Origin of the sequence: Pseudomonas sp. PA-6-3C (genome assembly GCF_021605825.1) — a bacterium.
Lineage (GTDB): Bacteria > Pseudomonadota > Gammaproteobacteria > Pseudomonadales > Pseudomonadaceae > Aquipseudomonas > Aquipseudomonas edaphica.
Window position 1 is genome coordinate 1 of record NZ_WKDV01000009.1, and the last position, 23,679, is coordinate 23,679.

A 23,679-nucleotide genomic window follows, 5' to 3' on the forward strand; every position below is an offset into this window, starting at 1 on the left:
GTTGATTCCCACCCGCCCTACTGCCCCGACCGAGCCTGGCTCGAGTTTGCTGTCCAGTTGACGGCCATCCTCAAGGGTCAGCTGCATTTCAATCTGATTCGCTGCCGCAAAGCGTGGTAGCACGCTGGCTTCGGTGCCATACCCAACGGGCTCCCACTTGCCGCTGTCAGCACCAGGCTTGGGCAGGTAAAAAGTATGGTTGTCCTGGAAAACCGCTGGAACATTCTCTTGGGTAAGCAGCACGGGGAACGCGGTGATCCTGGCTTTGCGTCGCCGCTCAAGAACACCGAGCTGTGCCATCAAACGGCTGTCATCCAAGGGCTCCAGCACCCGCGTCACGGAGGCTCCGGTGCCGGTTTCCTGAGCCCAGGCCACGCCCATCTTGTCGAGTTCTCTACGGTCTACATCGATCTGCCACAGCGACACTTCGATTGGTCGCTTGGGCTTGTCCAACTCCGCCACCAGTTCCTCTATCACCTTGACCTGATCAGGCTTGCCCTTGATCAGCAAGCTGTTGGAGTCCGGGTAGGCCATCACCAACAGGCTCTTGTCAGCCAGCAAACCCGGAGGGCGCTGCCTGGCATCCTTCTGCTCGATAGCCAGCAGGTTCTCGATCATCGTGGCCATGCCCGGTACATTGACCTTGTCGTCACCCATGACGTACTGACGGTCTGCCACATGGGTGTTGAACACCTGCACCACACCGAAGGCCTGTTTACCGACACGCACTTCGGTGCGCGGCCTGTCCATCAGTTGGGCCAGGTGCAACACCTGGTTCACATAATTAGGTGGCCCGGACACATAGAACGTGCGCGCGCCGCTCTCTCTGAGCGGATAACGTGATTCATCAAGCCCCGAACGGCGCATGAACCCGCGCAACCTGTCGACCGGAATGTGCCGCAGCGCAACCGCCGAGCTTTTTGCTTCGCTGGCGTCATACAGGTAAAGCACCTGCCCGTCGCTGTACCAGATCAGGCCCTGCTGCTCGGCGACGGTTGCGAGGGTCTGCTGCGCAGCCTCCAGATCGAAGGTGCCGCAAATGCGTTTACGCGCCGCTTCGCGGCTGACAACGACGGGCACCCCCAAAGAATGCGACAACGCACTGAAAAATGTGTGCAGGCTTTCATCCCGGGCTTCGTAGCTTGCGCCCCAGGCGCAGGCATTGGCCCACAGCAATGCAACGCACAGCAGCCAGCGGCATAGCCAGGGAGAGCTCATCGGTGGTAGCTCATCAGGGTCGGTGAATCGATAGGCAACTTGGGTGTTCCTGGCAGTCGGGCGCAAAGAAGCGGCCATACTGAAAGGCACTCGAGTTTCAATCTTGATGGAAAGGTGACGGCAGGCTCCATCCGCCTGCCCGTGGCATGTGCCTTGCTACGGACTCTGCATCAGAGCCCGCGCCAACGTCGGAGCAGGCTTACAGACAAAGGCGTCGTTACCCGGCAATGGCTTGTACTGCCATGCGAAGGAGCGATGCTTTTTTTTTGACAGAAAAGGTAGGTGTTGATGAACGACTCGGTCGGCAACAGCCCGGTGAACACCCCACTGGCGTGGGTCAACGGCAGTGACGCCCCGGAAAAGAGCAGCCTGGACCTGGGTTTCATGGCACTCACCGACTGCGCTTCATTGGTGGTCGCCGCCACCCAGGGATTTGCCCAACCCTACGGCCTGACGCTGAACCTCAAGCGCCAATCCTCCTGGGCCAGCCTGCGCGACAAACTGGTCAGCGGTGAACTGGACGCCGCCCACAGCCTGTACGGGTTGATCTATGCCGTACACCTGGGCATTGGCGGCGTGGCGCCCACCGACATGGCGGTACTGATGGGGCTCAACCAGAACGGCCAGAGCATCAACCTGTCCCACGGCCTGCAACAGCAGGGCGTGACCACTCCTGAGGCACTCGACCGCCACGTGCACCAAAGCCGAACAAAGCTGACGTTCGCCCAGACATTTCCCACAGGCACCCACGCCATGTGGCTGTATTACTGGCTGGCGAGCCAAGGCATTCACCCGTTGCAAGATGTAGACAGTGTGGTGGTGCCGCCACCGCAGATGATCGCGCACCTGCAAGCCGGGCGCATCGACGGTTTTTGTGTCGGTGAGCCTTGGTGCGCCAGCGCGGTCAAGCAAAACCAGGGGTTCACCCTGGCCACTACCCAGTCGATCTGGCCAAACCACCCAGAAAAAGTGCTCGGCTGCACCCAGGCGTTCGTCGATCACTACCCAAACACCGCCCGCGTACTGGTTATGGCGATCCTCGAGGCCAGCCGTTTTATCGAACAAAGCCAGGAAAACCGCCGCTCCACCGCACAACTGCTCAGCGCTCGCGAGTACCTCGATGCCCCGCTCGACTGCATCGAACCCCGCTTGCTGGGGGCTTATGACGACGGCCTCGGCAACCAGTGGCAAGACCCGCACGCCCTGCGCTTTTTTGCTGATGGCGAGGTGAACCTGCCGTACCTCTGCGATGGCATGTGGTTCATGACCCAGTTTCGACGTTGGGGCCTGCTGCGCGAAGACCCGGACTACCTGGGCGTGGCTCGCCAGGTGCAGCAACTGGACCTGTATCGCCAGGCCGCGACTGCCGTTGGCGTCCCGGCCAACGCCCAAGACATGCGCAGCAGCCTATTGATCGACGGCAAGATCTGGGACGGCTCCGACCCCGCCGCCTACGCCCGCAGCTTCCGCCTGCATGCCCTGGCGGACCTTACCAGCCGCCAGGCACTGCGCTGACAGGACCACGACTATGTTACGAATCCTGTTGATCAACGACACCCCGCGCAAGGTCGGGCGCCTCAAAGCCGCTTTGACCGAGGCCGGTTTCGAGGTGATCGATGAGTCCGGCTTGACCATCGACTTGCCGGCGCGCGTCGAAACGGTGCGCCCGGACGTGATCCTGATCGATACCGAGTCACCCGGACGCGATGTGATGGAGCAAGTGGTGCTGGTCAGCCGCGACCAGCCGCGACCAATCGTGATGTTCACCGATGAGCACGACCCGAACGTGATGCGCCAGGCGATCAAGTCCGGGGTCAGCGCCTACATCGTCGAAGGCATTCAGGCCCAGCGCCTGCAGCCGATTCTCGATGTGGCCATGGCCCGCTTTGAAAGCGACCAGGCCTTGCGCGCCCAGCTCCAGGCCCGTGACCAACAGTTGGCCGAGCGCAAGCGCATCGAGTTGGCCAAGGGCATGCTGATGAAAATGAAGCACTGCAATGAGGAAGAGGCCTACACCCTGATGCGCCGCCAGGCCATGAGCCGCCAGCAGAAATTGATCCAGGTGGCCGAGCAGATCATCGCCATGAGTGAGCTGCTCGGCTGAACTGGCGCAGCTCTTGCTAAGCACTTATTACAGGTAGCCAACGGCGGTTGCCCCTTCTACGACAAAGACGTCGCTCATCCGGTTTGCACTCGCGAACTCGATGGCGGCGTTTTTTTTCGTTTTGGCCCCGGCGATTGGGGCCAACAGGCCTTCTGACAAGACCCCCAACCGTTGAGGTGCGTGATGAAATCAAGCTTCTGGAAATCCGGGCACACCCCGACCCTGTTTGCCGCGTTCCTGTATTTCGACCTGAGCTTCATGGTCTGGTACCTGCTGGGGCCACTGGCGGTGCAGATTGCCGCCGACCTGCACCTGACCACCCAGCAACGCGGCCTGGTGGTGGCCACGCCAATCCTGGCAGGCGCGGTGCTGCGCTTTTTGATGGGCATGCTGGCCGACAAGCTGTCACCCAAGACCGCCGGGCTGATCGGCCAGGTGATTGTGATCGCCGCCCTGTTCGGCGCCTGGAAACTCGGCATCCATACCTACGAGCAAGCGCTGTTGCTGGGCGTGTTCCTGGGCATGGCCGGTGCATCCTTTGCAGTCGCCCTGCCCTTGGCCTCCCAGTGGTATCCGGCTGAGCACCAAGGCAAGGCCATGGGTATCGCCGGCGCCGGCAACTCCGGCACCGTGTTTGCCGCCTTGCTGGCGCCGGTACTGGCCGCCGCATTTGGCTGGAGCAATGTGTTCGGCTTCGCGCTGATCCCGCTGGTGCTGACACTGATCGTGTTCGCGTGGCTCGCGCGTAATGCGCCCGAGCGCCCGAAAGCCAAGTCCATGGCCGACTATTTCAAAGCCCTGGGCGACCGCGACAGCTGGTGGTTCATGTTCTTCTACAGCGTGACGTTCGGCGGCTTTATCGGCCTGGCCAGCGCCCTGCCCGGCTACTTCAACGACCAGTACGGCCTGAGCCCGGTGACCGCCGGCTACTACACCGCCGCCTGTGTGTTTGGCGGCAGCTTGATGCGCCCATTGGGCGGCGCGCTGGCCGACCGCTTCGGTGGGATTCGCACCCTGCTCGGCATGTACGGCGTGGCAGCGATTTGCATCGCCGCCGTGGGTTTCAACCTGCCAAGTTCCTACGCCGCACTGGCGCTTTTCGTCTGCACCATGCTCGGCCTCGGTGCAGGTAATGGCGCGGTGTTCCAACTGGTGCCCCAGCGTTTTCGCCGCGAAATAGGCGTGATGACCGGCCTGATCGGCATGGCGGGCGGCATTGGCGGCTTTGCTCTGGCGGCAGGCATGGGCGCGATCAAACAGAGCACCGGCAGTTATCAGCTGGCCTTGTGGTTATTTGCCAGCCTTGGCGTGTTGGCCTGGTTCGGCCTGCACGGCGTCAAGCGTCGCTGGAGAACCACGTGGGGCTCGGCCGCCGTGACCGCCGCACGCGTCTGATGAGCCTGCAACTGAGCGTCGCCCAGGCCAGCGCCATCGGCCCGCGGGCAGAAAACCAGGACGCCCTGCGGGTGGTCACGCCCATGCCGGAACTGGCCGCAAGCAAGGGTTACCTGTGCGCCATCGCCGATGGCGTCAGCCAATGCGCCGACGGTGGCCTGGCCGCCCGTTCAACCTTGCAGGCGCTGGCCCTGGACTACTACGCCACGCCGCAAACCTGGGGCGTGGCCCAGGCACTGGAGCGACTGTTACTGGCACAGAACCGCTGGTTGCAGGCCAACGGCGGTGGCCAGCCGCTGCTGACCACCCTCAGCGCCCTGGTATTTCGCGGCCAGCGCTTCACCCTGGCGCATGTGGGGGATTGCCGGGTGTATCGCTGGCTGGACGGCGAGTTGCAGCGCATCACGCAAGACCATGTGTGGGAACAACCGGGCATGCAGCATGTGCTCAAGCGCGCCCTCGGCCTGGATCAGCACCTGGTGCTGGACTTTCTCGACGGTGAACTGCGCGAAGGCGAGTGCTTCCTGCTGCTCAGCGATGGCGTGTGGGCCACGTTGGGCGACCACAGCATCAGCGCGATCCTGCGCGAACAAACCAATCTCGATGTGGCGGTGAACACGCTCGTCAGTGCCGCACACCTGGCCGCCAGCCAGGACAATGCCAGCGCGCTGCTGGTGCGTATCGACCAGCTAGGCGCCGCGACCCTGGGCGATGCGCTGGTGCAGTTGCAGCAATGGCCGCTGCCACCGCCCCTGAAGGCCGGGCAACGCTTTGAAGGCTGGCAGGTTGAAAGCCTGCTGGCGCAAAGCCGACAGTCATTGCTGTACCGCGTGCGCGATGCCCAGCAACAAGCTTGGCTGTTGAAAACCTTGCCGCTCAACCGCGACGATGACAACGACGCCGGCCAAGCCTTGCTGTCGGAAGAATGGTTTCTGCGACGAGTGGCCGGGCGCGCGTTTCCTGAAGTGCATGCGGCCAGTGGGCGTCAGCATTTGTACTACGTGATGCGTGAATATTCGGGGCAGACCCTCGCGCAGCTGTTCCAGCAACAAGGCCCGCTGCCCTTGGCGCAATGGCAGTCCATTGCCGAGCGTTTGCTGCGGGCAGTGGGCCTTCTGCATCGACGGCAGATCCTGCACCGTGACATCAAGCCGGAAAACCTGCTGCTGGGCGATGATGGCGAATTACGCGTGCTGGATTTCGGCCTGGCCTACTGCCCGGGGCTTTCCGAGGACCGCGCCCATTTGCTGCCCGGCACCCCAAGTTTTATCGCGCCCGAAGCCTTCAGTGGCGAACGTCCTACGCCGCAACAGGATTTATACAGTATCGGTGTCACGCTCTATTACCTGCTGACCGGGCATTACCCCTACGGTGAAATCGAAGCTTTCCAGCGGCCACGTTTCACCCAGCCCGTCAGCGCCAGTCGTTACCGCCCCGATTTACCGGACTGGTTGCCGTTGAGCCTGGAACGCGCTGTGGCCGCACAGCCCGCAGAACGTTATGAAACCGCCGAGGAATGGTTGCTGGTGCTGGAACAGGCCGACCGCCGTGAATTGAGCGTACGACCCAAACCGTTGCTGGAGCGCGAGCCGCTCAAGGTCTGGCAAACCCTGGCGACCGTCTCGCTGCTGGTCAATCTGGTGCTGCTGTACTGGCTGCTGCACCACTAGGGGGCGAATTCCCACGCAATATCGATGGGAATCCCAATAAAACGGGCGTCCGGCGACTTGGCACAACCGCTGCATTAGCTTCATCAACAACTCACATATAGCCGCCCCTTCAACGTCGAAGGGTCGAGCTTCCCGAGAGAACGGGACCGGACAAAGGTGTCCTCGCCAGGTAACTGGTGGGGGCGCCTTTTTTTGTTTGCGCACGATTTGTCGAGCCATTGCGGAGAACGACATGAAGAAACTCAAACTGGTGATGATCGGCAACGGCATGGCCGGGGTTCGCACCCTTGAAGAATTGCTCAAGCTGAGCAGCGACCTGTACGACATCACGGTGTTCGGCGCCGAGCCCCACACCAACTACAACCGCATCCTGCTGTCACCGGTGCTGGCCGGCGAGCAGACCTTCGAAGAGATCGTGCTCAACGACCTCGACTGGTACCTGGACAACCACATCAAGCTGTTGCTCAACCGCAAAGTGGTGCAGATCGACCGTGTAAGACGCATCGTCATCGCTGAGGACGGCAGCGAGGCCGAGTACGATCGTCTGTTGATTGCCACCGGCTCGACGCCTTTTATCCTGCCAATCCCCGGCAATACCTTGCAGGGTGTGATCGGCTACCGCGACATCGCCGACACCCAGGCCATGATCGACACCGCCAGGACCCACAAGCACGCGGTGGTCATCGGCGGCGGCCTACTCGGCCTGGAAGCCGCCAACGGCCTGATGTTGCGCGGCATGCACGTGACCGTGGTGCACATCGGCGAATGGCTGCTGGAACGCCAGCTGGACAAGACCAGCGGCCAGTTGCTGCAAACCGAACTGGAAAGCCGTGGCCTGGTGTTTCGCCTGTGCGAGCAAACCCAAGCCCTGCACGACGCCGGCAATGGTCGTGTCGGCTCGGTGCAGTTCAAGAATGGCGACATCATCCCCGCCGACTTGGTGGTGATGGCCGCCGGCATCCGCCCCAACACCGAACTGGCAGAGAAATCCGGCATCCCCTGCAACCGAGGGATTCTGGTCAATGACACTCTGCAAACCTACGACCCGCGCATCTATGCCATCGGCGAGTGCGCCAGCCACCGTGGGATCGCCTACGGCCTGGTGGCGCCGCTGTTCGAACAGGCCAAGGTCTGCGCCAATCACCTGGCCCAGTTGGGCTTTGCCACTTACAAAGGCTCGGTGACCTCGACCAAGCTGAAGGTCACCGGTATCGACCTGTTTTCCGCCGGGGATTTCATGGGTGGCGAAGGCACTGAGACCATCACCCTCTCCGACCCGATTGGCGGCGTGTACAAGAAGCTGGTGATCAAGGACGACATCCTGGTTGGCGCGTGCCTGTACGGCGATACCGCCGACGGTGGTTGGTATTTCCGCCAGATCCGTGAGAACCACGCGATTGGCGAGATTCGTGATCACCTGATGTTTGGCGAAAATGCTTTAGGCGATGTCGGCCACCAAGGCCAGGACAAAGCCATGAGCATGGCAGACAACGCTGAAGTCTGCGGCTGCAACGGCGTGTGCAAAGGCACCATCGTCAAGGCGATTCAGGAACACGGGCTGTTCAGCGTTGACGATGTGAAGAAGCACACCAAAGCCGCCAGCTCCTGCGGATCCTGCGCCGGGCTGGTGGAACAGATCCTGATCAACACCGTGGGCGGCGCCGCCGACGTCAAACCCAAAAGCGAAAAAGCCATCTGCGGCTGCAGCGACCTCAACCATGGGCAAATCCGCCAGGCGATCCGCGACCAGCACCTGCTGACCATCGCCGGCACCATGAGCTACCTGAACTGGCGCACCCCCAACGGCTGCGCGACCTGCCGCCCGGCCCTGAACTATTACCTGATCTCCACCTGGCCCGGCGAGGCCAAGGACGACCCGCAATCGCGCCTGATCAACGAACGCGCCCACGCCAATATTCAGAAAGACGGCACCTACTCCGTAGTCCCACGGATGTGGGGCGGCGTGACCAATCCGTCGGAGTTGCGGCGCATTGCCGATGTGGCCGACAAGTACAACGTGCCAATGGTCAAGGTCACCGGTGGCCAGCGTATCGACCTGCTGGGCATCAAGAAACAGGATTTGCCCGGTGTGTGGAAGGACCTCGACATGCCCTCCGGCCACGCTTACGGCAAATCCATCCGCACCGTGAAGACTTGCGTGGGCAGCGAGTTCTGCCGCTTCGGCACGCAGAACTCCACGCAGTTGGGTATCGAGTTGGAGCACGACCTGTTCAATATGTGGTCGCCGCACAAGGTCAAGCTGGCGGTGTCCGGTTGCCCACGCAACTGCTCGGAAGCGGGCATCAAGGACGTCGGCATTATCGGCGTCGACTCCGGCTGGGAGATGTACATCGGCGGCAACGGCGGGATCAAGACCGAAGTCGCGGAGTTTTTCGTCAAGCTGAAAACTGCCGAAGAGGTGCGTGAATACAACGGCGCGTTCCTGCAGCTGTATCGCGAAGAGGCTTTCTACCTCGAGCGCACCGTGCATTACCTGCAACGGGTAGGCATGGAGCACATCAAGAAAGCCGTTCTGGAAGACCCGGCCCGGCGCCAGGCCCTCAACGAGCGCCTGCAATTCTCGCTGTCATTCGAACAAGACCCGTGGAAAGAACGCCTGGAACAGCCGCTGCTGAAAAAGGAATTCGAGGTCATCCCCGTCAAACAGCTGGAGGTGTCGGCATGAACTGGCTGGATATCTGCGCCCTCGATGAAATCAACGCCCTGGGCTCGCGCATCATCAATGGGCCAAAAGGCGATATTGCGATTTTTCGTACCAGTGACGATGAGGTTTTCGCTCTTGATGACCGCTGCCCACACAAAGGCGGGCCGCTGTCCCAAGGCTTGATCTACGGCAAGCGCGTGGCCTGCCCGCTGCACAATTGGCAGATCGACCTGGCGTCGGGTGAAGCCCAGGCGCCGGACATCGGCTGCGCCCATCATCACCCCGCCCGCGTAGAAAACGGCCGGGTGATGCTGGCCCTGCGGGACGCCGGTTGATGAACCGCCAGACCACCGCGTCCACCTGCTGTTACTGCGGCGTGGGTTGCGGCGTGCTGATCGAGCATGACGGGGTGCAGATCCTGGGTATGCAAGGCGACCCGAACCACCCGGCCAACTTCGGCAAGTTGTGCAGCAAGGGTTCGAGCCTGCACCTGACCGGCGACCTGACCGCCCGTGCCTTGTACCCGGAACTGCGCCTGGGCAAAGGCCTGTCCCGCGCCCGCACCGACTGGGACACCGCCCTGGACCACGCGGCCAACGTGTTCGCCGACACCCTTGCCGAACATGGACCGGACAGCGTGGCGTTTTACATCTCTGGCCAGTTGCTGACCGAGGACTACTACAGCTTCAACAAGCTGGCCCGCGCGCTGGTGGGCACCAACAATATCGATAGCAATTCGCGGCTGTGCATGTCTTCGGCAGTGGTCGGCTACAAGCGCAGCCTGGGCGCCGATGCGCCGCCGTGCAGCTATGAAGACCTGGAGGCAAGTGATTGCGTGATGATCGTCGGCAGCAACATGGCCTACGCCCATCCGGTATTGTTCCGACGTCTTGAGGAAGCCAAGGCGCGGCGCCCGCAGATGAAAGTGCTGGTGATCGACCCACGGCGCACAGACACTTGCGATTTGGCCGACCTGCACCTGGCGATCCTGCCGGGCACCGATGTGGCGCTGTTCCATGGGATCTTGCACCTGTTGCTGTGGGAAGACTGGATCGACCGCGACTTTATCCAAGCGCATACCGATGGGTTGCTCGAGTTGAAACGACTGGTGCATGACTACACGCCGCAGATGGTCACGCAGTTGTGCGGCATCAGCGTCGAGCAGTTGCGCGTGTGTGCAGAGTGGGTCGGCACCTCCGGCAGTTTTCTCTCGCTGTGGTGCATGGGGCTCAACCAGTCCACCGCCGGCAGCGCCAAAAACAGTGCGCTGATCAACCTGCACCTGGCCACCGGCACTATCGGTCGGCCGGGTTGCGGGCCGTTTTCCCTGACCGGCCAGCCAAATGCCATGGGCGGGCGCGAAACCGGCAGTTTGTCGAACCTGTTGCCGGGGCATCGCGAGGCGGCCAACCCTGAGCACAGGGCTGAAGTCGCGGCCTATTGGGGCGTTGAATCGTTGCCGGCGCCTACCGGGCTGACGGCTATCGAACTGTTCGAACAGATCCAGGCCGGCAAGATCAAGGCCGTGTGGATTGCCTGTACCAACCCCGCGCAATCCTTGCCGGACCAGAACAGCGTGCGTGCGGCATTAGCGGCCTGCCCGTTCGTGGTGTTGCAGGAGGCTTTTCGCACCACCGAAACCGCCGCCTACGCCGACCTGCTGTTACCCGCCGCCAGTTGGGGCGAGAAAGAAGGCACGGTGACCAATTCCGAACGGCGGATTTCCCACGTACGCCGCGCCATCGACCCACCCGGGGAAGCACGGCCGGACTGGGCGATTACCGTGGATTTCGCACAGCGCCTTGAGCAACGCTTGCGTCCGGGGTTGCCGAGTTTGTTCGCCTTCGAGCAACCGGCGCAGATCTTTGATGAGTACAAGATGTTGACCCGTAACCGCGACCTTGACCTGTCGGGAATCAGCCATGCTCTGCTCGATCAGCTCGGCCCGCAGCAATGGCCATTTCCCGCGGGCGCACAAGCGGGCACGCCGCGCCTGTACACCGAGGGTGTGTTCCCGACAGACAGCGGCCGCGCGCACTTTATCGCCGACCCTTACCGCGCCGCCAAAGAACAACGTGACGCGCGCTTCCCACTGACCCTGATCACCGGGCGCCTGCGCGATCAATGGCACGGCATGAGCCGCACCGGCACAGCCGCGCAGTTGTTCGGGCACGTCAATGAAGCACTGCTGAGCCTGCACCCGGATGAGCTGCGTCGGCACCGTTTCAAAGAGGGCGATCTGGTCAGCCTGAAAAGCCGTCGTGGCAGCGTGATTATCGCCGTCAGCAGCGATGACAGCGTGCGCCCGGGCCAGGCATTCCTGCCGATGCATTGGGGTGATCGCTTTCTCAAGGGCGGTGTTAATGCCCTGACCCAGCCGGCGTTCGACCCCTTGTCAAAACAGCCCGAACTCAAACACAGCGGCGTGCGCCTGGAGCCAGTGCAACTGCCGTGGCAGCTGTTCGCGCTGATCGAGGGAAATGTGCAGCAACACTTTGACGCCCTACGCCCGCTGTGTGAGGGCTTTGCCTACGTCAGCTTGAGCCTGGCCGGGCGTGAACGGCCGGCTCTTCTGGTGCGCGCAGCCCATACCGAGGCGCCCGACTTGCAACTGTTAACCCGTATCGACGAACTGCTGGGCCTCAATGACGGCCCGGTCATGGCCTATGACGATCCGCGGCGTTCGATTGGCAAGCGGGTAAAAATCGAAAAAGGCCGCATCACCGCACTGCGCCTGGCCGGCGAAACCCTGGCACGGCATTGGTTGCAGAGTTTGTGGCTGGAAGGCCGTGCCGACGATCAACTACGGCGCTGGCTGCTGGCGCCACTCAGTGCACCACCGGGCGGCGCGGCAGCCAGCAGTAAAATTTTGTGCAACTGCAAGAACGTCAGTGAAAGCGCGGTATGTGCCGGTATCGGCCGTGGCCTGGACCTGGACGGGCTTAAGCAGGAACTGGGTTGCGGCACGCAGTGCGGCTCTTGTGTACCGGAAATCAAACGTCTTTTGGCCAGCACGTCGCTGCCAATCGCAATCAGTGTGTGAGGGGATAAACATGAGCGCAAAAGTCTGGCTGGTAGGCGCAGGCCCCGGTGATCCGGAGCTGTTAACCCTCAAGGCGGTACGCGCCCTGCACGCAGCCGATGTGGTGCTGATCGATGATTTGGTCAACCCGAGGGTGCTGGAGCACTGCCCGGATGCTCGGGTGATAACCGTGGGCAAGCGCGGCGGCTGCCGCTCGACACCCCAGGATTTTATCCACCGCCTGATGCTGCGCTATGCGCGCCAAGGCAAATGCGTGGTGCGACTTAAAGGCGGCGACCCGTGTATTTTCGGCCGGGGCGGCGAAGAAGCGCTGTGGTTGCGTGAACGCGGGGTTGAGGTGGAATTGGTCAACGGGATTACCGCGGGCCTGGCAGGTGCAACGAACTGCGATATTCCCCTGACGCTGCGCGGGGTCAGCCGCGGTGTGACGCTGGTCACGGCGCATACCCAGGACGACAGCAGCCTGAACTGGCGTGCCTTGGCCGAGGGCGGTACGACATTGGTGGTGTATATGGGCGTGGCGAAGCTGGAGGAGATTCGTCAGCAATTGCTGGAGGGCGCAATGGCAGCGGATACGCCGGTGGCGATGATCGAGAACGCATCATTGCCTCAGCAACGCGAGTGCCGCAGCACTCTGGCGCACATGCATACCGATGCACAGGTGTTTGCTCTGAAAAGCCCTGCAATCCTGGTGATCGGCAGTGTTGCTGGCGCAGGGCAAGCCGCCTCTATTACTGTGTCAGCCAGCGCCTGAGGTAAATTTCAGGCAAAAAAAAGCCCGGCCTAAGCCGGGCTTTTTTCTACCACTCAGTAATTACTGAGCTTGAGCTTCAACCGACGCTTCTACGCGACGGTTAACAGCGCGACCAGCTTCAGTTGCGTTGTCAGCAACTGGGCGGGATTCGCCGTAACCTACCGCGGTGATGCGGCTAGGAGCAACGCCGTCTTTAACCAGGACTTGCTTAACAGCGTCAGCACGACGCTGGGACAGCTTCTGGTTGTAGGCGTCTGGACCGATGGAGTCAGTGTGACCAGCAACTTCTACGTTGGTAGCTGGGTACTGAGCCATGAAGTCGGCCAGGTTTTTCACGTCGCCGTAGCTGTTAGGCTTAACAACCGACTTGTCGAAGTCGAACTTAACGTCCAGCTCAACACGAACAACCTGAGCAACTGGAGCTTCTGGCTCTGGAGTTGGCTCTGGAGCTGGTGCTGGGGTAGGAGCTGGAGCAGCTGCGCCAGCGTTACCGCCGAAGTTCACACCCAGGCCGACCAGTGCGGAGTAGTCCCACTTGCCGTTGTCCAGTGCGTAGTCAGCTTCAACACCGGCACGAGCGTACACGTTGTTGGTGAAGTAGTACTTCACGCCAGCGCCGGCGATAGCCAGGGTGGACTGGTCGCGACCGCTGTGGCCGTCAGCTTTGACGTTGCCACGGCTTTGGTGGCCGAAACCGCCTTCTACGTATGGACGCAGGCTGTCAACGCCAGCCTGGCCGAAGTGGTACTGAGCAGTCAGGCTGCTAGTGTCGCCACCGATCTTCTGGCTGCCAGTACCGTCGTTCGAACGGGTGTGGTTGGTTTTGTCGTAGGACAGGTTCAACGACAGGTCGTCGGTCAGGAAGTAACCAATGCGAGCGCCTGGGTTGAAGCCGTCTTCGATGTGCTTAACGCTATCGTTGTACTGCTTCTTGTAGAACAGCTCGCCTTCAACTGCGCCTTGGCCTTGTGCCAGTGCGCCGAAAGAAGTAGCGGCAATAATAGAACCAATGGCAAAGCCCAAGGTGTTTTTCAGTTTCATCCGTTAAATCCCCATCTGGTGATTGTAAAGCAGTCCCACAAACCGGGGGACAACTCGGCGACAAGTCTAACAGAACTTGCCTACACGTAAGAGATATTTGCCACGCACTAAGTTTCAGTCTCGCCCGCAAATTTCTCACGTAATTTATCAAGAGCACGCTTGTAACGCATTTTTGTAGCACTCAAACCCATGTGCATGATGTCAGCAATTTCCTGAAACTCCAGCTCTGCGACAAATCGTAGCACCAGAATTTCCCGGTCAATCGGATTCACATGCACCAACCAGCGATCAAGTCCGGCCTTTTCCTCGGGTACCGGCGCCTTTTCTTCAGACGCTTCCTCAAGGGGGTCCAGACTTAAAGCGTCCATCAAGCGACGCTTTCGCCGTTCCTTACGATACTGCGTGATGCACTCGTTGTACGTGATGCTATAGAGCCATGTCTTGAACTTCGATTTGCCCTCGAAGTTCTTCAGGCCGTACAGCACCTTGAGCATCACTTCCTGACAGACATCATCCGCATCTCTATCGTTCCCTAAATACCTTGAACAAACGTTGAACAGAGTGCGTTGATACCTGCGCATCAATTCTTCGTACGCGCGTGTTACGTGAAACAGCTCCGTGTGCGAGCGCGCGACCAACTCCTCATCAGAGAGCTCACGGGGGTCATAGCGCGTGGACAGCGTTTGGGCTTTATTCAAAACAAGTCGTGCCGACAGTCAGGTCAATGTCCGCTACAGCCCGGTCTCCCGGGTTTGCGGCGGCGTACATTAGCAGGATTTGCCGGGTTAGCGGCTACTGACCTGCTGCTCGAGGAGAATCCGATTGGACAGCGATACCAGCTCACCGTCATCGGTCAGCACCGTCGTCTTGACCGTGCCGATCTCCTCGATTTGCCCTTCGACCTCGCCCACACGCACCTGTTGCCCAACCTGATACAGCTCACGCACATAGATTCCCGCAAGAATCTGACCGGCAATTTCCCGGCTTCCCAAACCCATGGCCAGCGCAACTGCCAGACCAACGGTAATCAAAACAATCACAATCACGTGGTTTAGAAGGTCAGTTTTGACCTCCAGCTGGCTGATCGCGACGGAAATACTGATGATGATCACCAGCCCCTGGGCAATTCGCCCCAGGCCCGCAGCATAGTCCAACCCCACGCCTTCAGCAGCACCGCGCACCAGCCCGTTGGCCAGTTGCGCCAGTAAAACACCTACCAGCAACACCAGCGCGCCGCCGAAAACCTTCGGCAAATACAGCGCCAGCATGTCGAGCGTAGCTGAAACTCGCTCAAGTCCAAGGGATTGAGCCGCAGAAACCAGAAAAATAAGCAGAACGAACCAATAAACGATCTTACCGATGAGGGTTGAGATCGGCACTTGCAGCCCTGCACGGCCTAGCAGCTTGGTCAGGCCGGTGCCCGCCATCAAGCGATCCAGCCCCAATTTTGCGAGCAATTTGGACAGCAGGGTGTCGAGCAACTTGGCCACGACAAAGCCCAGCAACACCAAAACCAGAGCACCAAACAGGTTGGGAATGAAATTCGCCACCTTGGTCCACAATGCGGTCATCGCGGTGACCAGGCTCTGGGTCCAGAGATCAAGTTCCATATTCAATCAGCCTTATCAGCAGTGCGAGCAAGAGGTTTACGACGCGAAACCGGCGATACGTGGGCCGAACCATTGTTCAGGGCCATCATCAACGCCGGCAACCAACGACCCAGCAGACCGAACAGGTCACCCGCCCCTACCTGACGGTTGGCGGTTTTCAACACGCGGCCCAGGCATGCATCGTCATCACGGTTGGATGGCGACGCATTGAGCATGTCACGCAAAGACTGTTCGAACGGATCGTGCATAAAGACCTCTCGCAAGTGAGTTAAAAGACGAGGGTTAAATTCTTTGGGTCACATGTGCCCCTGCCTGTGTTCAGGTCATATTCAGGTCAAACCCAGCGCAATCGTCGAAATAGCCACCATTGCCCCAGTGCTACCGAGACCATCAACAAGCAGGCAATCACGAATCCATAGGGGCTGGCAGAGAACGGAATCCCGCCCACATTTATACCCAGCAAACCGGTCAGAAAACTCATCGGCAGGAAGATCCCGGTGATGATCCCGAAGCGGTACATGGTGCGATTCATGCGTACGCTCAAGCGCCGGTCTTCGGCCTCAAGTACCAGCCCCACGCGCTCCCGGGTCAGTTCGAGCTCTTCCAGGTAGCGCGTCAGGCTGTTGTTCAATTCGTTCCAGTAGTCAGCATCGTCATCACAAAACCACGCTAATTTGATCCGCGTCAGCTGCGCAAAAATATCCCGCTGCGGCGCCAGGAAACGCTTCAATCCGGCAGCCCGTCGACGGATCTGCAAGACGTTGCCGTGCTCCGGAGTATACCGTTCGTCGGCATCGAGTTTTTCTTCCTCTAAATCGACGACTTCGGACAGGTCGGTGACCAGATCCTGCACTTTATTGGTCAGGTACTGCGCCATATAAAGGATGAGTTCAGAGGCGGTTTTTGGCCCTTTGCCCTCAGCCAGTTGCACCAGCAGCTCATCGGTAGCCCGCAATGGGCGCAAGCGCAGGGAAATCACGCGACTGGCTGCCGCGAAAATACGCACCGAGACCATGTCTTCCGGCTCGGCGCCAGGGTTGAGGTTGACTCCGCGCAGAAACAACAGCAATTCGCTGTCCGGCAGCGGCAACAGGCGCGGTCGGGTGTTTTCCTCCAGCAACAAGTCGCAGGCAAATTCGCTCAAACCGCTGGATTTACGCAACCAGGTCTGGGTTTGTGGATGGCTGCGATCCCAATGCAGCCACAGGCTTTCCTGAGGCTGCAGCTGCAAATCATCGAGCTCAGTCCGGGCAATCGAACGCGCACCGCCTTTACCGTCCAGCACCAGGGCATGCACCAGCCCCCATTGCGCGTTTTCTTCCTCGAACATCCTCACCCCTTTCGGCTACTGCGGTTTATTCAGGCATTTTCAGCGGGCTTGGCGAAACGATCACGCCATTATTGTCGGCGTAGACGTACTCACCAGGGCGGAATGTCACGCCGGCAAACGTCACCACCACGTTCAGGTCGCCAATGCCGCGCTTGTCGGTCTTCATGGGGTGAGGCGCCAGCGCCTGAACCCCCAGGTCTGTCTGGGCGAGGACGTCGACATCACGCACGCAACCGTAGATCACCAACCCTTCCCAACCATTTTTTGCAGCTTTCTCGGCGATCATGTCGCCCAGCAGCGCGCGACGCAGGGAACCGCCGCCGTCGACCACCAGCACTTTGCCGGCGCCTGGTTGGTCGGCCTGTTCCTTGACCAGCGAATTGTCTTCGAAGCACTTGATGGTGACGATTTCACCGCCAAAGGAGTCTCGGCCACCGAAATTACTGAACATCGGCTCAACTACCTGCACCAGCTCCGGGTAGGCGTCGCACAGATCGGGCGTCACGTAATGAATCATCGGGAAACTCCTGTCATCAAGGAAGAGGTCGAACATCCCACGGTGTACATCAGAAAAACGCGTCACAACGGCTGAAGTTTAAGCGCTCACCCCTCAGCGGCGGCCATGATCAGACCCACGCCATCGCAACGCAATAGCGACTGCGCGACTGAATATGACCAGAAGCGTTTGACGCGTCATATCTTAGCCGCAACCTCTCTGGAGTGAAACGCCCTTGGCAGAGCGGTTATGCTAAACCGTTGCAGCTACCTGGGGCTCTGCTGCGAATAAAGGTGTCAGTGGATCTTTCAACCATTGCGCCATCAACGGCCACACTTCGGCCTGCGCGGCCTTGCTGACCAGCATCTCGACGTGCCCGAAATCCCCGCTGAAGCCTTGCTTGCGCCCCAGGCACAGGTATTGGCGGTGTTCAGAGCCAACTTGTTCGAACAACTTGCGACAAGCCCAGTCCGGGTCCTGTTGATCGCCAGCAGCGCTGACCGCCAGCAGCGGCACGTCGACATCGGCCAGGCCTTTCCACCAGTCCTGCTTGCCATCGCCAAAACGACCGAACAGGCCGTTCCAGCGCATGGCTTCGATCATCACGCCTGCCGGCTCGTCCTCGGGGCCGCGTTTGAGCCGTACACCGGATACTTCACCAAAGCGTTTCAAGAGCAAACGGCCGGTCCACTCCAGCGGCGGAATCTTCAACGGCCAGTGGGTGCGGCTGACCTGGCAGCCAAACAGGGCTACCGACGCCACGGCTGGCGCGCCAAGGTGCTGACCGCCCAAAGCCGCTGCCAAGGCAGTGCCGCCCAGGGAGTGGCCGATCCAGTGCGGGATTTGTGCGCTTTGCTCACGGACAAACGCGCCGATCGCCGGCAAATCGTAACGCGCGTAATCGGCGACGCGGTTTCTGGCGTAATCCTGATTGCGCTTGGACAGGCCATGGCCGCGCATTTCCGGGATCCACACATCAAACCCCTGACGCGCCAGGTAAGCGCCCAGGCCGATACCTTTGGGCGAATACCAGAAGCGCCGATTGGAAAAACTGCCGTGCAATAAAATTACCGGCGTGCCCCGGTTTTCCGGGACATCTGCCAGGCCCAAACGGGTCACAGCCAGCTCAACGGTGCCGTCGGGGCTGTTGCCGGGTTTGAGGCGGTACACATCTTCACTCAGGTCGCCACGACGTTCAGCGCTGATCAAGGCGACGGGAAATAGGTTGCTGCTGCTTTGCATAATGCTCTTGCACAAAAAAGGGCGGCGTCCGGATGGAATTCCGCCCTGTACAGATAAGAATGCCGGTCACCCAGGCTGGGTGACCGGCACTTTTGACGTCACGCCCTTAAGCGGACGCTTGGCCTTCCGCCAGGAAGAACCAGGTTTCCAGCACGGAGTCGGGGTTCAGCGAGACGCTCTCGATACCCTGTTCCATCAGCCATTTGGCCAGGTCCGGGTGGTCGGAAGGGCCTTGGCCGCAGATACCGATGTACTTGCCGGCCTTGTTGCAGGCCTGAATGGCGTTGGCCAGCAGCTTCTTGACCGCAGGGTTACGCTCATCAAACAGGTGCGCGATGATCCCCGAGTCACGGTCCAGGCCCAGGGTCAACTGGGTCAGGTCGTTGGACCCGATGGAGAAGCCGTCGAAGAACTCCAGGAACTCCTCGGCCAGGATGGCGTTGGACGGCAGTTCGCACATCATGATCACGCGCAGGCCATTCTCGCCGCGGGACAAGCCGTTTTCAGCCAGCAGGTCGACGACTTGGCTCGCTTCGCCCAGGGTCCGTACAAACGGCACCATGATCTCGACGTTGGTCAGGCCCATCTCGTTGCGCACGCGCTTGAGGGCACGGCATTCGAGTTCGAAGCAGTCACGGAAGGCTTCGCTGATGTAACGCGAAGCGCCACGAAAGCCCAGCATCGGGTTTTCTTCTTCGGGCTCGTAGAGCTTGCCGCCGATCAGGTTGGCGTACTCGTTGGACTTGAAGTCCGACAGGCGCACGATGACCTTTTTCGGGTAGAACGCCGCCGCCAGGGTGCTGATGCCTTCCACCAGCTTCTCGACGTAGAAACCCACTGGATCGTTGTAGCCGGCGATGCGCTTGTCGACGCTTTCCTTGATTTCCAGCGGCAGGCCGTCGTAATTCAACAGCGCCTTAGGGTGTACGCCGATCATGCGGTTGATGATGAACTCGAGGCGGGCCAAGCCCACACCGGCGTTCGGCAACTGCGCGAAATCGAACGCACGGTCGGGGTTGCCGACGTTCATCATGATCTTGAACGGCAGGTCCGGCATCGCATCGATGGAGTTTTGCTTGATATCGAAGCCCAGTTCACCTTCAAAGATGAAGCCAGTGTCGCCTTCGGCACAGGACACGGTCACACCCTGGCCGTCTTTCAACAGTTGGGTGGCGTTGCCGCAACCGACGACTGCGGGAATCCCCAACTCACGGGCAATGATCGCCGCGTGGCAGGTACGCCCGCCACGGTTGGTGACGATGGCGCTGGCGCGCTTCATCACGGGTTCCCAGTCCGGGTCGGTCATGTCGGAGACCAGCACGTCACCGGGCTGGACTTTGTCCATTTCAGACACGTCCTTGATGATCCGCACTTTGCCGGCGCCGATGCGCTGGCCAATGGCACGGCCTTCCACCAGCACAGTGCCGGTTTCTTTCAACAGGTAGCGTTCCATCACATTGGCCGAAGTGCGGCTCTTCACGGTTTCCGGACGCGCTTGCACGATGTACAGCTTGCCGTCATCACCGTCCTTGGCCCACTCGATGTCCATCGGGCACTTGTAGTGCTTTTCGATGATCATCGCTTGTTTGGCCAATTCGCTGACTTCAGCGTCGGTCAGGCAGAAACGCGCGCGCTCGGCCTTGTCGACTTCAACGGTTTTCACCGAGCGACCGGCCTTGGCCTCGTCGCCGTAGATCATCTTGATGGCCTTGCTGCCCAGGTTGCGGCGCAAGATGGCCGGGCGGCCGGCCTCAAGGGTGTGTTTGTGGACGTAGAACTCGTCCGGGTTAACCGCGCCTTGTACGACGGTTTCGCCCAGGCCGTAGGCGCCGGTGATAAACACCACGTCACGGAAACCGGATTCGGTGTCCAGGGTGAACATCACGCCGGCGGTGCCGGTTTCCGAACGCACCATGCGCTGCACACCGGCAGACAAGGCCACCAGCTTGTGGTCGAAACCCTGGTGTACGCGGTAGGAAATAGCGCGGTCATTGAACAGCGAGGCAAACACTTCCTTGGCGGCGCGGATCACGTTTTCAACGCCGCGGATGTTCAGGAAAGTTTCCTGCTGGCCAGCAAAAGAGGCGTCCGGCAAGTCTTCGGCGGTGGCCGAGGAGCGCACGGCAACTGCCATGTCCGGGTTGCCGGCCGACAGTACTGCGAAGGCGGTACGGATTTCTTCGTTGAGCTTCTCGGGGAACTCGGCGTCCATGATCCATTGGCGGATCTGGCTGCCGGTTTTCGCCAGGGCATTGACGTCATCGACGTCCAGGGCGTCCAGCGCGGCGTGGATCTGGGCGTTGAGGCCGCTCAGCTCGAGGAAATCGCGGTAAGCCTGGGCCGTGGTGGCGAAACCACCGGGCACCGACACACCAGCGCCTGCAAGATTACTGATCATCTCGCCGAGGGATGCGTTCTTGCCCCCCACATGCTCTACATCATGGACGCCGAGCTTATCGAGGGAAACTACGTACTCTACCAAGGTGATCTCTCCACTTTCTGTGTTGGAAAAGCTCAGGACGCCGGCGGCTCAGTAGGAGCAAACGCCAGCGCTTGTGGCCTGGACCTGGAAAATAAGTGAGAATGCGGCCCACTGCGGGACGGCAAAATCGCGCCTATCATATCCAAGATTCGCCATCAGCTTAAGGCCCAGGGCTCAAATGAAACGATCTGCTTTCTTTATCTCCGACGGCACCGGCATCACAGCCGAAACATTGGGTCAGAGCCTGCTCGCGCAGTTCGAAAACATTACCTTCGCCAAATTCACGCGGCCTTATATAGACAGCGTGGATAAAGCGCGGGCCATGGTACAACAAATCAATCTGGCGGCTGAAAAAGACGGTTTTCGCCCGATCATTTTCGACACCATCGTCAATCAAGACATTCGTGAGATCCTGGCAACCTCCAATGGTTTCATGATCGACATCTTCTCTACGTTCCTGGCGCCATTGGAACAGGAGCTGAGTGAACATTCCTCCTACTCCGTGGGCAAGTCCCATTCCATTGGCCACAACTCCAACTATATGGAGCGTATCGAGGCGGTGAACTTCGCCCTCGACAACGATGACGGCGCCCGCACCCACTACTATGACAAGGCTGACCTGATCCTGGTGGGCGTGTCTCGCTGCGGCAAGACCCCGACCTGCCTGTACATGGCCATGCAATTCGGTATCCGCGCAGCCAACTACCCGCTCACCGAAGACGACATGGAGCACCTGACGCTGCCTGCCGCCCTGCGTGCGCATTCGCACAAGCTGTTCGGCCTCACCATCGACCCGGACCGTCTTACCGCCATCCGCAACGAGCGCAAGCCCAACAGCCGCTACTCCAGCTATGCCCAGTGCGAGTTCGAGGTGCGCGAAGTGGAAAATCTGTTCCGTCGCGAGAATATTGCGCACATCAATTCCACGCATTTTTCGGTGGAAGAGATTTCGGCGAAGATTCTGGTGGAAAAAGGTGTGGAGCGCCGCTTCAAATAGTGGGTGCCTGCACGGGCGCCATCGCAGGCAAGCCAGCTCCCACAAGGGAATGCATTCCAAATGGGGGAGATTCTGGTGGAGACCTGAACTGGCCCCAGCAAGCCAGCTCCCACAGGGGAATGCATTCCAAATGTGGGAGCTGGCTTGCCTGCGATGAACGATAACGCGGTAAACCTGCCTACAGCTGAAACCTGTCACCGCCCTGCCCCAACGCGGTGGCCAGCGCATCAAAGCCCTCACGCAGCAACTGATCATCGCCTGACGTATTACAGATACTCGCCCGAATAAACTGCGGCACCGCCGTCTGCCCTACGGCAAACGCCTCTGCGGTGGCGATCAGGTAATTATTCTGCTTGAGCTCCGCCTCGATTTCCGACGCACGCCAAGGCTCCGGCACTTCAATCCAGAAGTGCGGGCTGTTGAGGTGAGTGCGGTATTCCAAACCGACCAAAAGGTCGCGCACCAGAGCCTTGCGCCGGCTGATTTCGTTGATTTGCTGGCGCAGCAGGTATTCCGCCGTGCCGTTTTCGATCCATTGCGTCGCCAGCTCCAGCGTCACCGGCGTAGCCATCCAGCAGGTCGAGCGCAAGGCCGCCGAAATCCGGCTGACCAATGCCGGTGGCGCATGCACATACCCCACCCGCAGCCCGGCAGACACCGCCTTGCTCAGGCTGCTGATCAAAATCGTACGCTCGGGCGCGAAAAAGCTCAGCGGTGGCGGGCGATCTTCCACCAACACGCCGTGGGCTTCGTCTTCCAGAATCAACAGATTATGCTCGCGGCACACCTTGGCCAGCGCTTCCCGGCGTGCGACCGACAGCACGGCCGTGGTCGGGTTCTGGATCGTCGGGGTGCAGTACAGCGCCGAAACCCGGTGATTACGACAGACTTCATCCAGCGCACCCGGCAGCACGCCTTCGTCATCCATCTCCAGGCCGATCAGCCGTACACCGAGCATACGTGCGGCGGTGATAAGCCCTGGGTAAGTCAGTTGCTCAGTGACCACCGTATCCCCCGCCCGCAGCAACGCCATCATGGCGCAGAGCAGGCCATGCTGGCCGCCGTTGACGCAGATGACCTGCTCGGGAATCGGATGAAAATCGCGCTGCACCAGCCATTGCGCACCGGCCTCGCGGTAGCGCGGCAAACCGGCATCCGGCGTATAGGCGCTGATGTCCTGGAGGAATTTGGCGTTGGTCGACAAGGTTTGGAAGCTCTGGGCCAGAAACACCGTCTCTTGCCCGGGAATGTGCATGTTGCGGCTCATGTCGAAGTACTGGCGCGGCTCTTCGCTGACGTTACGAAAGCCTTCATCACGCTGGCGCTCCATCCCACGCTTGCGCACGAAGGTGCCGTCACCGACACGCGCCACCACTAACCCCAGGCGTTCCAGCTCGCCGTAGGCTCGGCTGATGGTGCCGATGGTCACGCCAAGGTTATCGGAAAGAACCCGATGGGGCGGCAGTTTGCGCCCCGGCTCAATCAAGCCTTCAAGGATGCCCCGCTCCATCACATCGGACAGGCGTTTGTACTTGACGCCCTGACCGCTGGACAACCCCTCACGCATAATTGACACCATGTCAATATTTGTTTTGACAGCCATCATTCGCCCTAATAGTGTGCTTTTACGGG

19 protein-coding genes are annotated in these 23,679 nt (G+C 60.2%); 9 read left to right on the forward strand and 10 right to left on the reverse strand.

Annotated features, from left to right (window positions below):
• On the reverse strand, nt 1–1,218 hold a 1,218-nt coding region (gene sctC / locus GIW48_RS08240; protein ID WP_236490667.1), incomplete at its 3' end, for a type III secretion system outer membrane ring subunit SctC.
• Between the two features lie 288 nt (nt 1,219–1,506).
• Here sctC and GIW48_RS08245 point away from each other — a divergent pair.
• The 8 genes from GIW48_RS08245 (at nt 1,507) to cobA (ending at nt 12,849) form a co-directional block, all read left to right on the forward strand.
• Nucleotides 1,507–2,733 (forward strand): CmpA/NrtA family ABC transporter substrate-binding protein, encoded by a 1,227-nt coding sequence (locus GIW48_RS08245; RefSeq protein WP_099548803.1) that lies wholly within the window; start codon nt 1,507–1,509, stop codon nt 2,731–2,733.
• 13 nt (nt 2,734–2,746) lie between these two features.
• Complete coding sequence (locus GIW48_RS08250) at nt 2,747–3,322, forward strand: ANTAR domain-containing response regulator (protein WP_053257467.1); 576 nt, start codon at nt 2,747–2,749, stop codon at nt 3,320–3,322.
• 183 nt (nt 3,323–3,505) lie between these two features.
• Nucleotides 3,506–4,717: a nitrate/nitrite transporter gene (locus GIW48_RS08255; protein ID WP_170039289.1), complete on the forward strand. Its 1,212-nt coding sequence runs from the start codon at nt 3,506–3,508 to the stop codon at nt 4,715–4,717.
• Nucleotides 4,717–6,387 carry a bifunctional protein-serine/threonine kinase/phosphatase gene (locus GIW48_RS08260; protein ID WP_138451665.1) on the forward strand — a complete coding sequence of 557 codons (1,671 nt, stop codon included), beginning with the start codon at nt 4,717–4,719 and terminating at the stop codon, nt 6,385–6,387. Before GIW48_RS08255 ends, GIW48_RS08260 begins: the two co-directional genes overlap by 1 nt.
• 232 nt (nt 6,388–6,619) lie before the next feature.
• Entirely contained in the window at nt 6,620–9,073 is a 2,454-nt protein-coding gene (gene nirB, locus GIW48_RS08265; RefSeq protein WP_017134765.1) for a nitrite reductase large subunit NirB, read from the forward strand.
• Nucleotides 9,070–9,387 (forward strand): nitrite reductase small subunit NirD, encoded by a 318-nt coding sequence (nirD, locus tag GIW48_RS08270; RefSeq protein WP_017134764.1) that lies wholly within the window; start codon nt 9,070–9,072, stop codon nt 9,385–9,387. Before nirB ends, nirD begins: the two co-directional genes overlap by 4 nt.
• Nucleotides 9,387–12,095 (forward strand): nitrate reductase, encoded by a 2,709-nt coding sequence (locus tag GIW48_RS08275; RefSeq protein ID WP_236460267.1) that lies wholly within the window; start codon nt 9,387–9,389, stop codon nt 12,093–12,095. The genes nirD and GIW48_RS08275 overlap by 1 nt, the downstream gene beginning before the upstream one ends.
• Nucleotides 12,096–12,105: 10 nt before the next feature.
• Entirely contained in the window at nt 12,106–12,849 is a 744-nt protein-coding gene (cobA, locus tag GIW48_RS08280; RefSeq protein ID WP_099548799.1) for a uroporphyrinogen-III C-methyltransferase, read from the forward strand.
• A gap of 60 nt (nt 12,850–12,909) precedes the next feature.
• Here cobA and GIW48_RS08285 read toward each other — a convergent pair whose 3' ends face one another.
• The 8 genes from GIW48_RS08285 to ppsA all read right to left on the reverse strand — a co-directional run bounded on the left by GIW48_RS08285 (nt 12,910) and on the right by ppsA (nt 21,050).
• Entirely contained in the window at nt 12,910–13,890 is a 981-nt protein-coding gene (locus GIW48_RS08285) for an OmpA family protein (protein WP_017134761.1), read from the reverse strand.
• A 107-nt stretch (nt 13,891–13,997) separates the two neighbouring features.
• The gene (gene sigX / locus GIW48_RS08290; protein WP_017134760.1) at nt 13,998–14,588 is read right to left on the reverse strand and encodes an RNA polymerase sigma factor SigX; all 591 of its coding nucleotides are present in this window, start codon (nt 14,586–14,588) and stop codon (nt 13,998–14,000) included.
• An 87-nt stretch (nt 14,589–14,675) separates the two neighbouring features.
• Nucleotides 14,676–15,500 (reverse strand): mechanosensitive ion channel family protein, encoded by an 825-nt coding sequence (locus GIW48_RS08295; RefSeq protein ID WP_003193288.1) that lies wholly within the window; start codon nt 15,498–15,500, stop codon nt 14,676–14,678.
• A gap of 2 nt (nt 15,501–15,502) precedes the next feature.
• Nucleotides 15,503–15,748: a hypothetical protein gene (locus GIW48_RS08300; protein ID WP_005790375.1), complete on the reverse strand. Its 246-nt coding sequence runs from the start codon at nt 15,746–15,748 to the stop codon at nt 15,503–15,505.
• 86 nt (nt 15,749–15,834) lie between these two features.
• Nucleotides 15,835–16,830 (reverse strand): zinc transporter ZntB, encoded by a 996-nt coding sequence (locus GIW48_RS08305; protein WP_138814349.1) that lies wholly within the window; start codon nt 16,828–16,830, stop codon nt 15,835–15,837.
• 25 nt (nt 16,831–16,855) lie between these two features.
• On the reverse strand, nt 16,856–17,344 hold the full coding sequence (gene rraA, locus GIW48_RS08310) for a ribonuclease E activity regulator RraA (RefSeq protein WP_169985266.1): 489 nt from the start codon (nt 17,342–17,344) through the stop codon (nt 16,856–16,858).
• Nucleotides 17,345–17,578: 234 nt separating this feature from the next.
• The gene (locus GIW48_RS08315) at nt 17,579–18,568 is read right to left on the reverse strand and encodes an alpha/beta fold hydrolase (protein WP_017134757.1); all 990 of its coding nucleotides are present in this window, start codon (nt 18,566–18,568) and stop codon (nt 17,579–17,581) included.
• Nucleotides 18,569–18,674: 106 nt separating this feature from the next.
• Nucleotides 18,675–21,050: a phosphoenolpyruvate synthase gene (gene ppsA, locus GIW48_RS08320; protein WP_017134756.1), complete on the reverse strand. Its 2,376-nt coding sequence runs from the start codon at nt 21,048–21,050 to the stop codon at nt 18,675–18,677.
• 178 nt (nt 21,051–21,228) lie between these two features.
• Here ppsA and ppsR point away from each other — a divergent pair, with 178 nt between their 5' ends.
• Nucleotides 21,229–22,047 carry a posphoenolpyruvate synthetase regulatory kinase/phosphorylase PpsR gene (ppsR, locus tag GIW48_RS08325; protein ID WP_003193298.1) on the forward strand — a complete coding sequence of 273 codons (819 nt, stop codon included), beginning with the start codon at nt 21,229–21,231 and terminating at the stop codon, nt 22,045–22,047.
• A 178-nt stretch (nt 22,048–22,225) separates the two neighbouring features.
• Here the strand turns inward: ppsR and GIW48_RS08330 are convergent, their stop codons facing one another.
• Entirely contained in the window at nt 22,226–23,650 is a 1,425-nt protein-coding gene (locus GIW48_RS08330) for an aminotransferase-like domain-containing protein (protein WP_099548997.1), read from the reverse strand.
• Between the last annotated feature and the right edge of the window lie 29 nt (nt 23,651–23,679).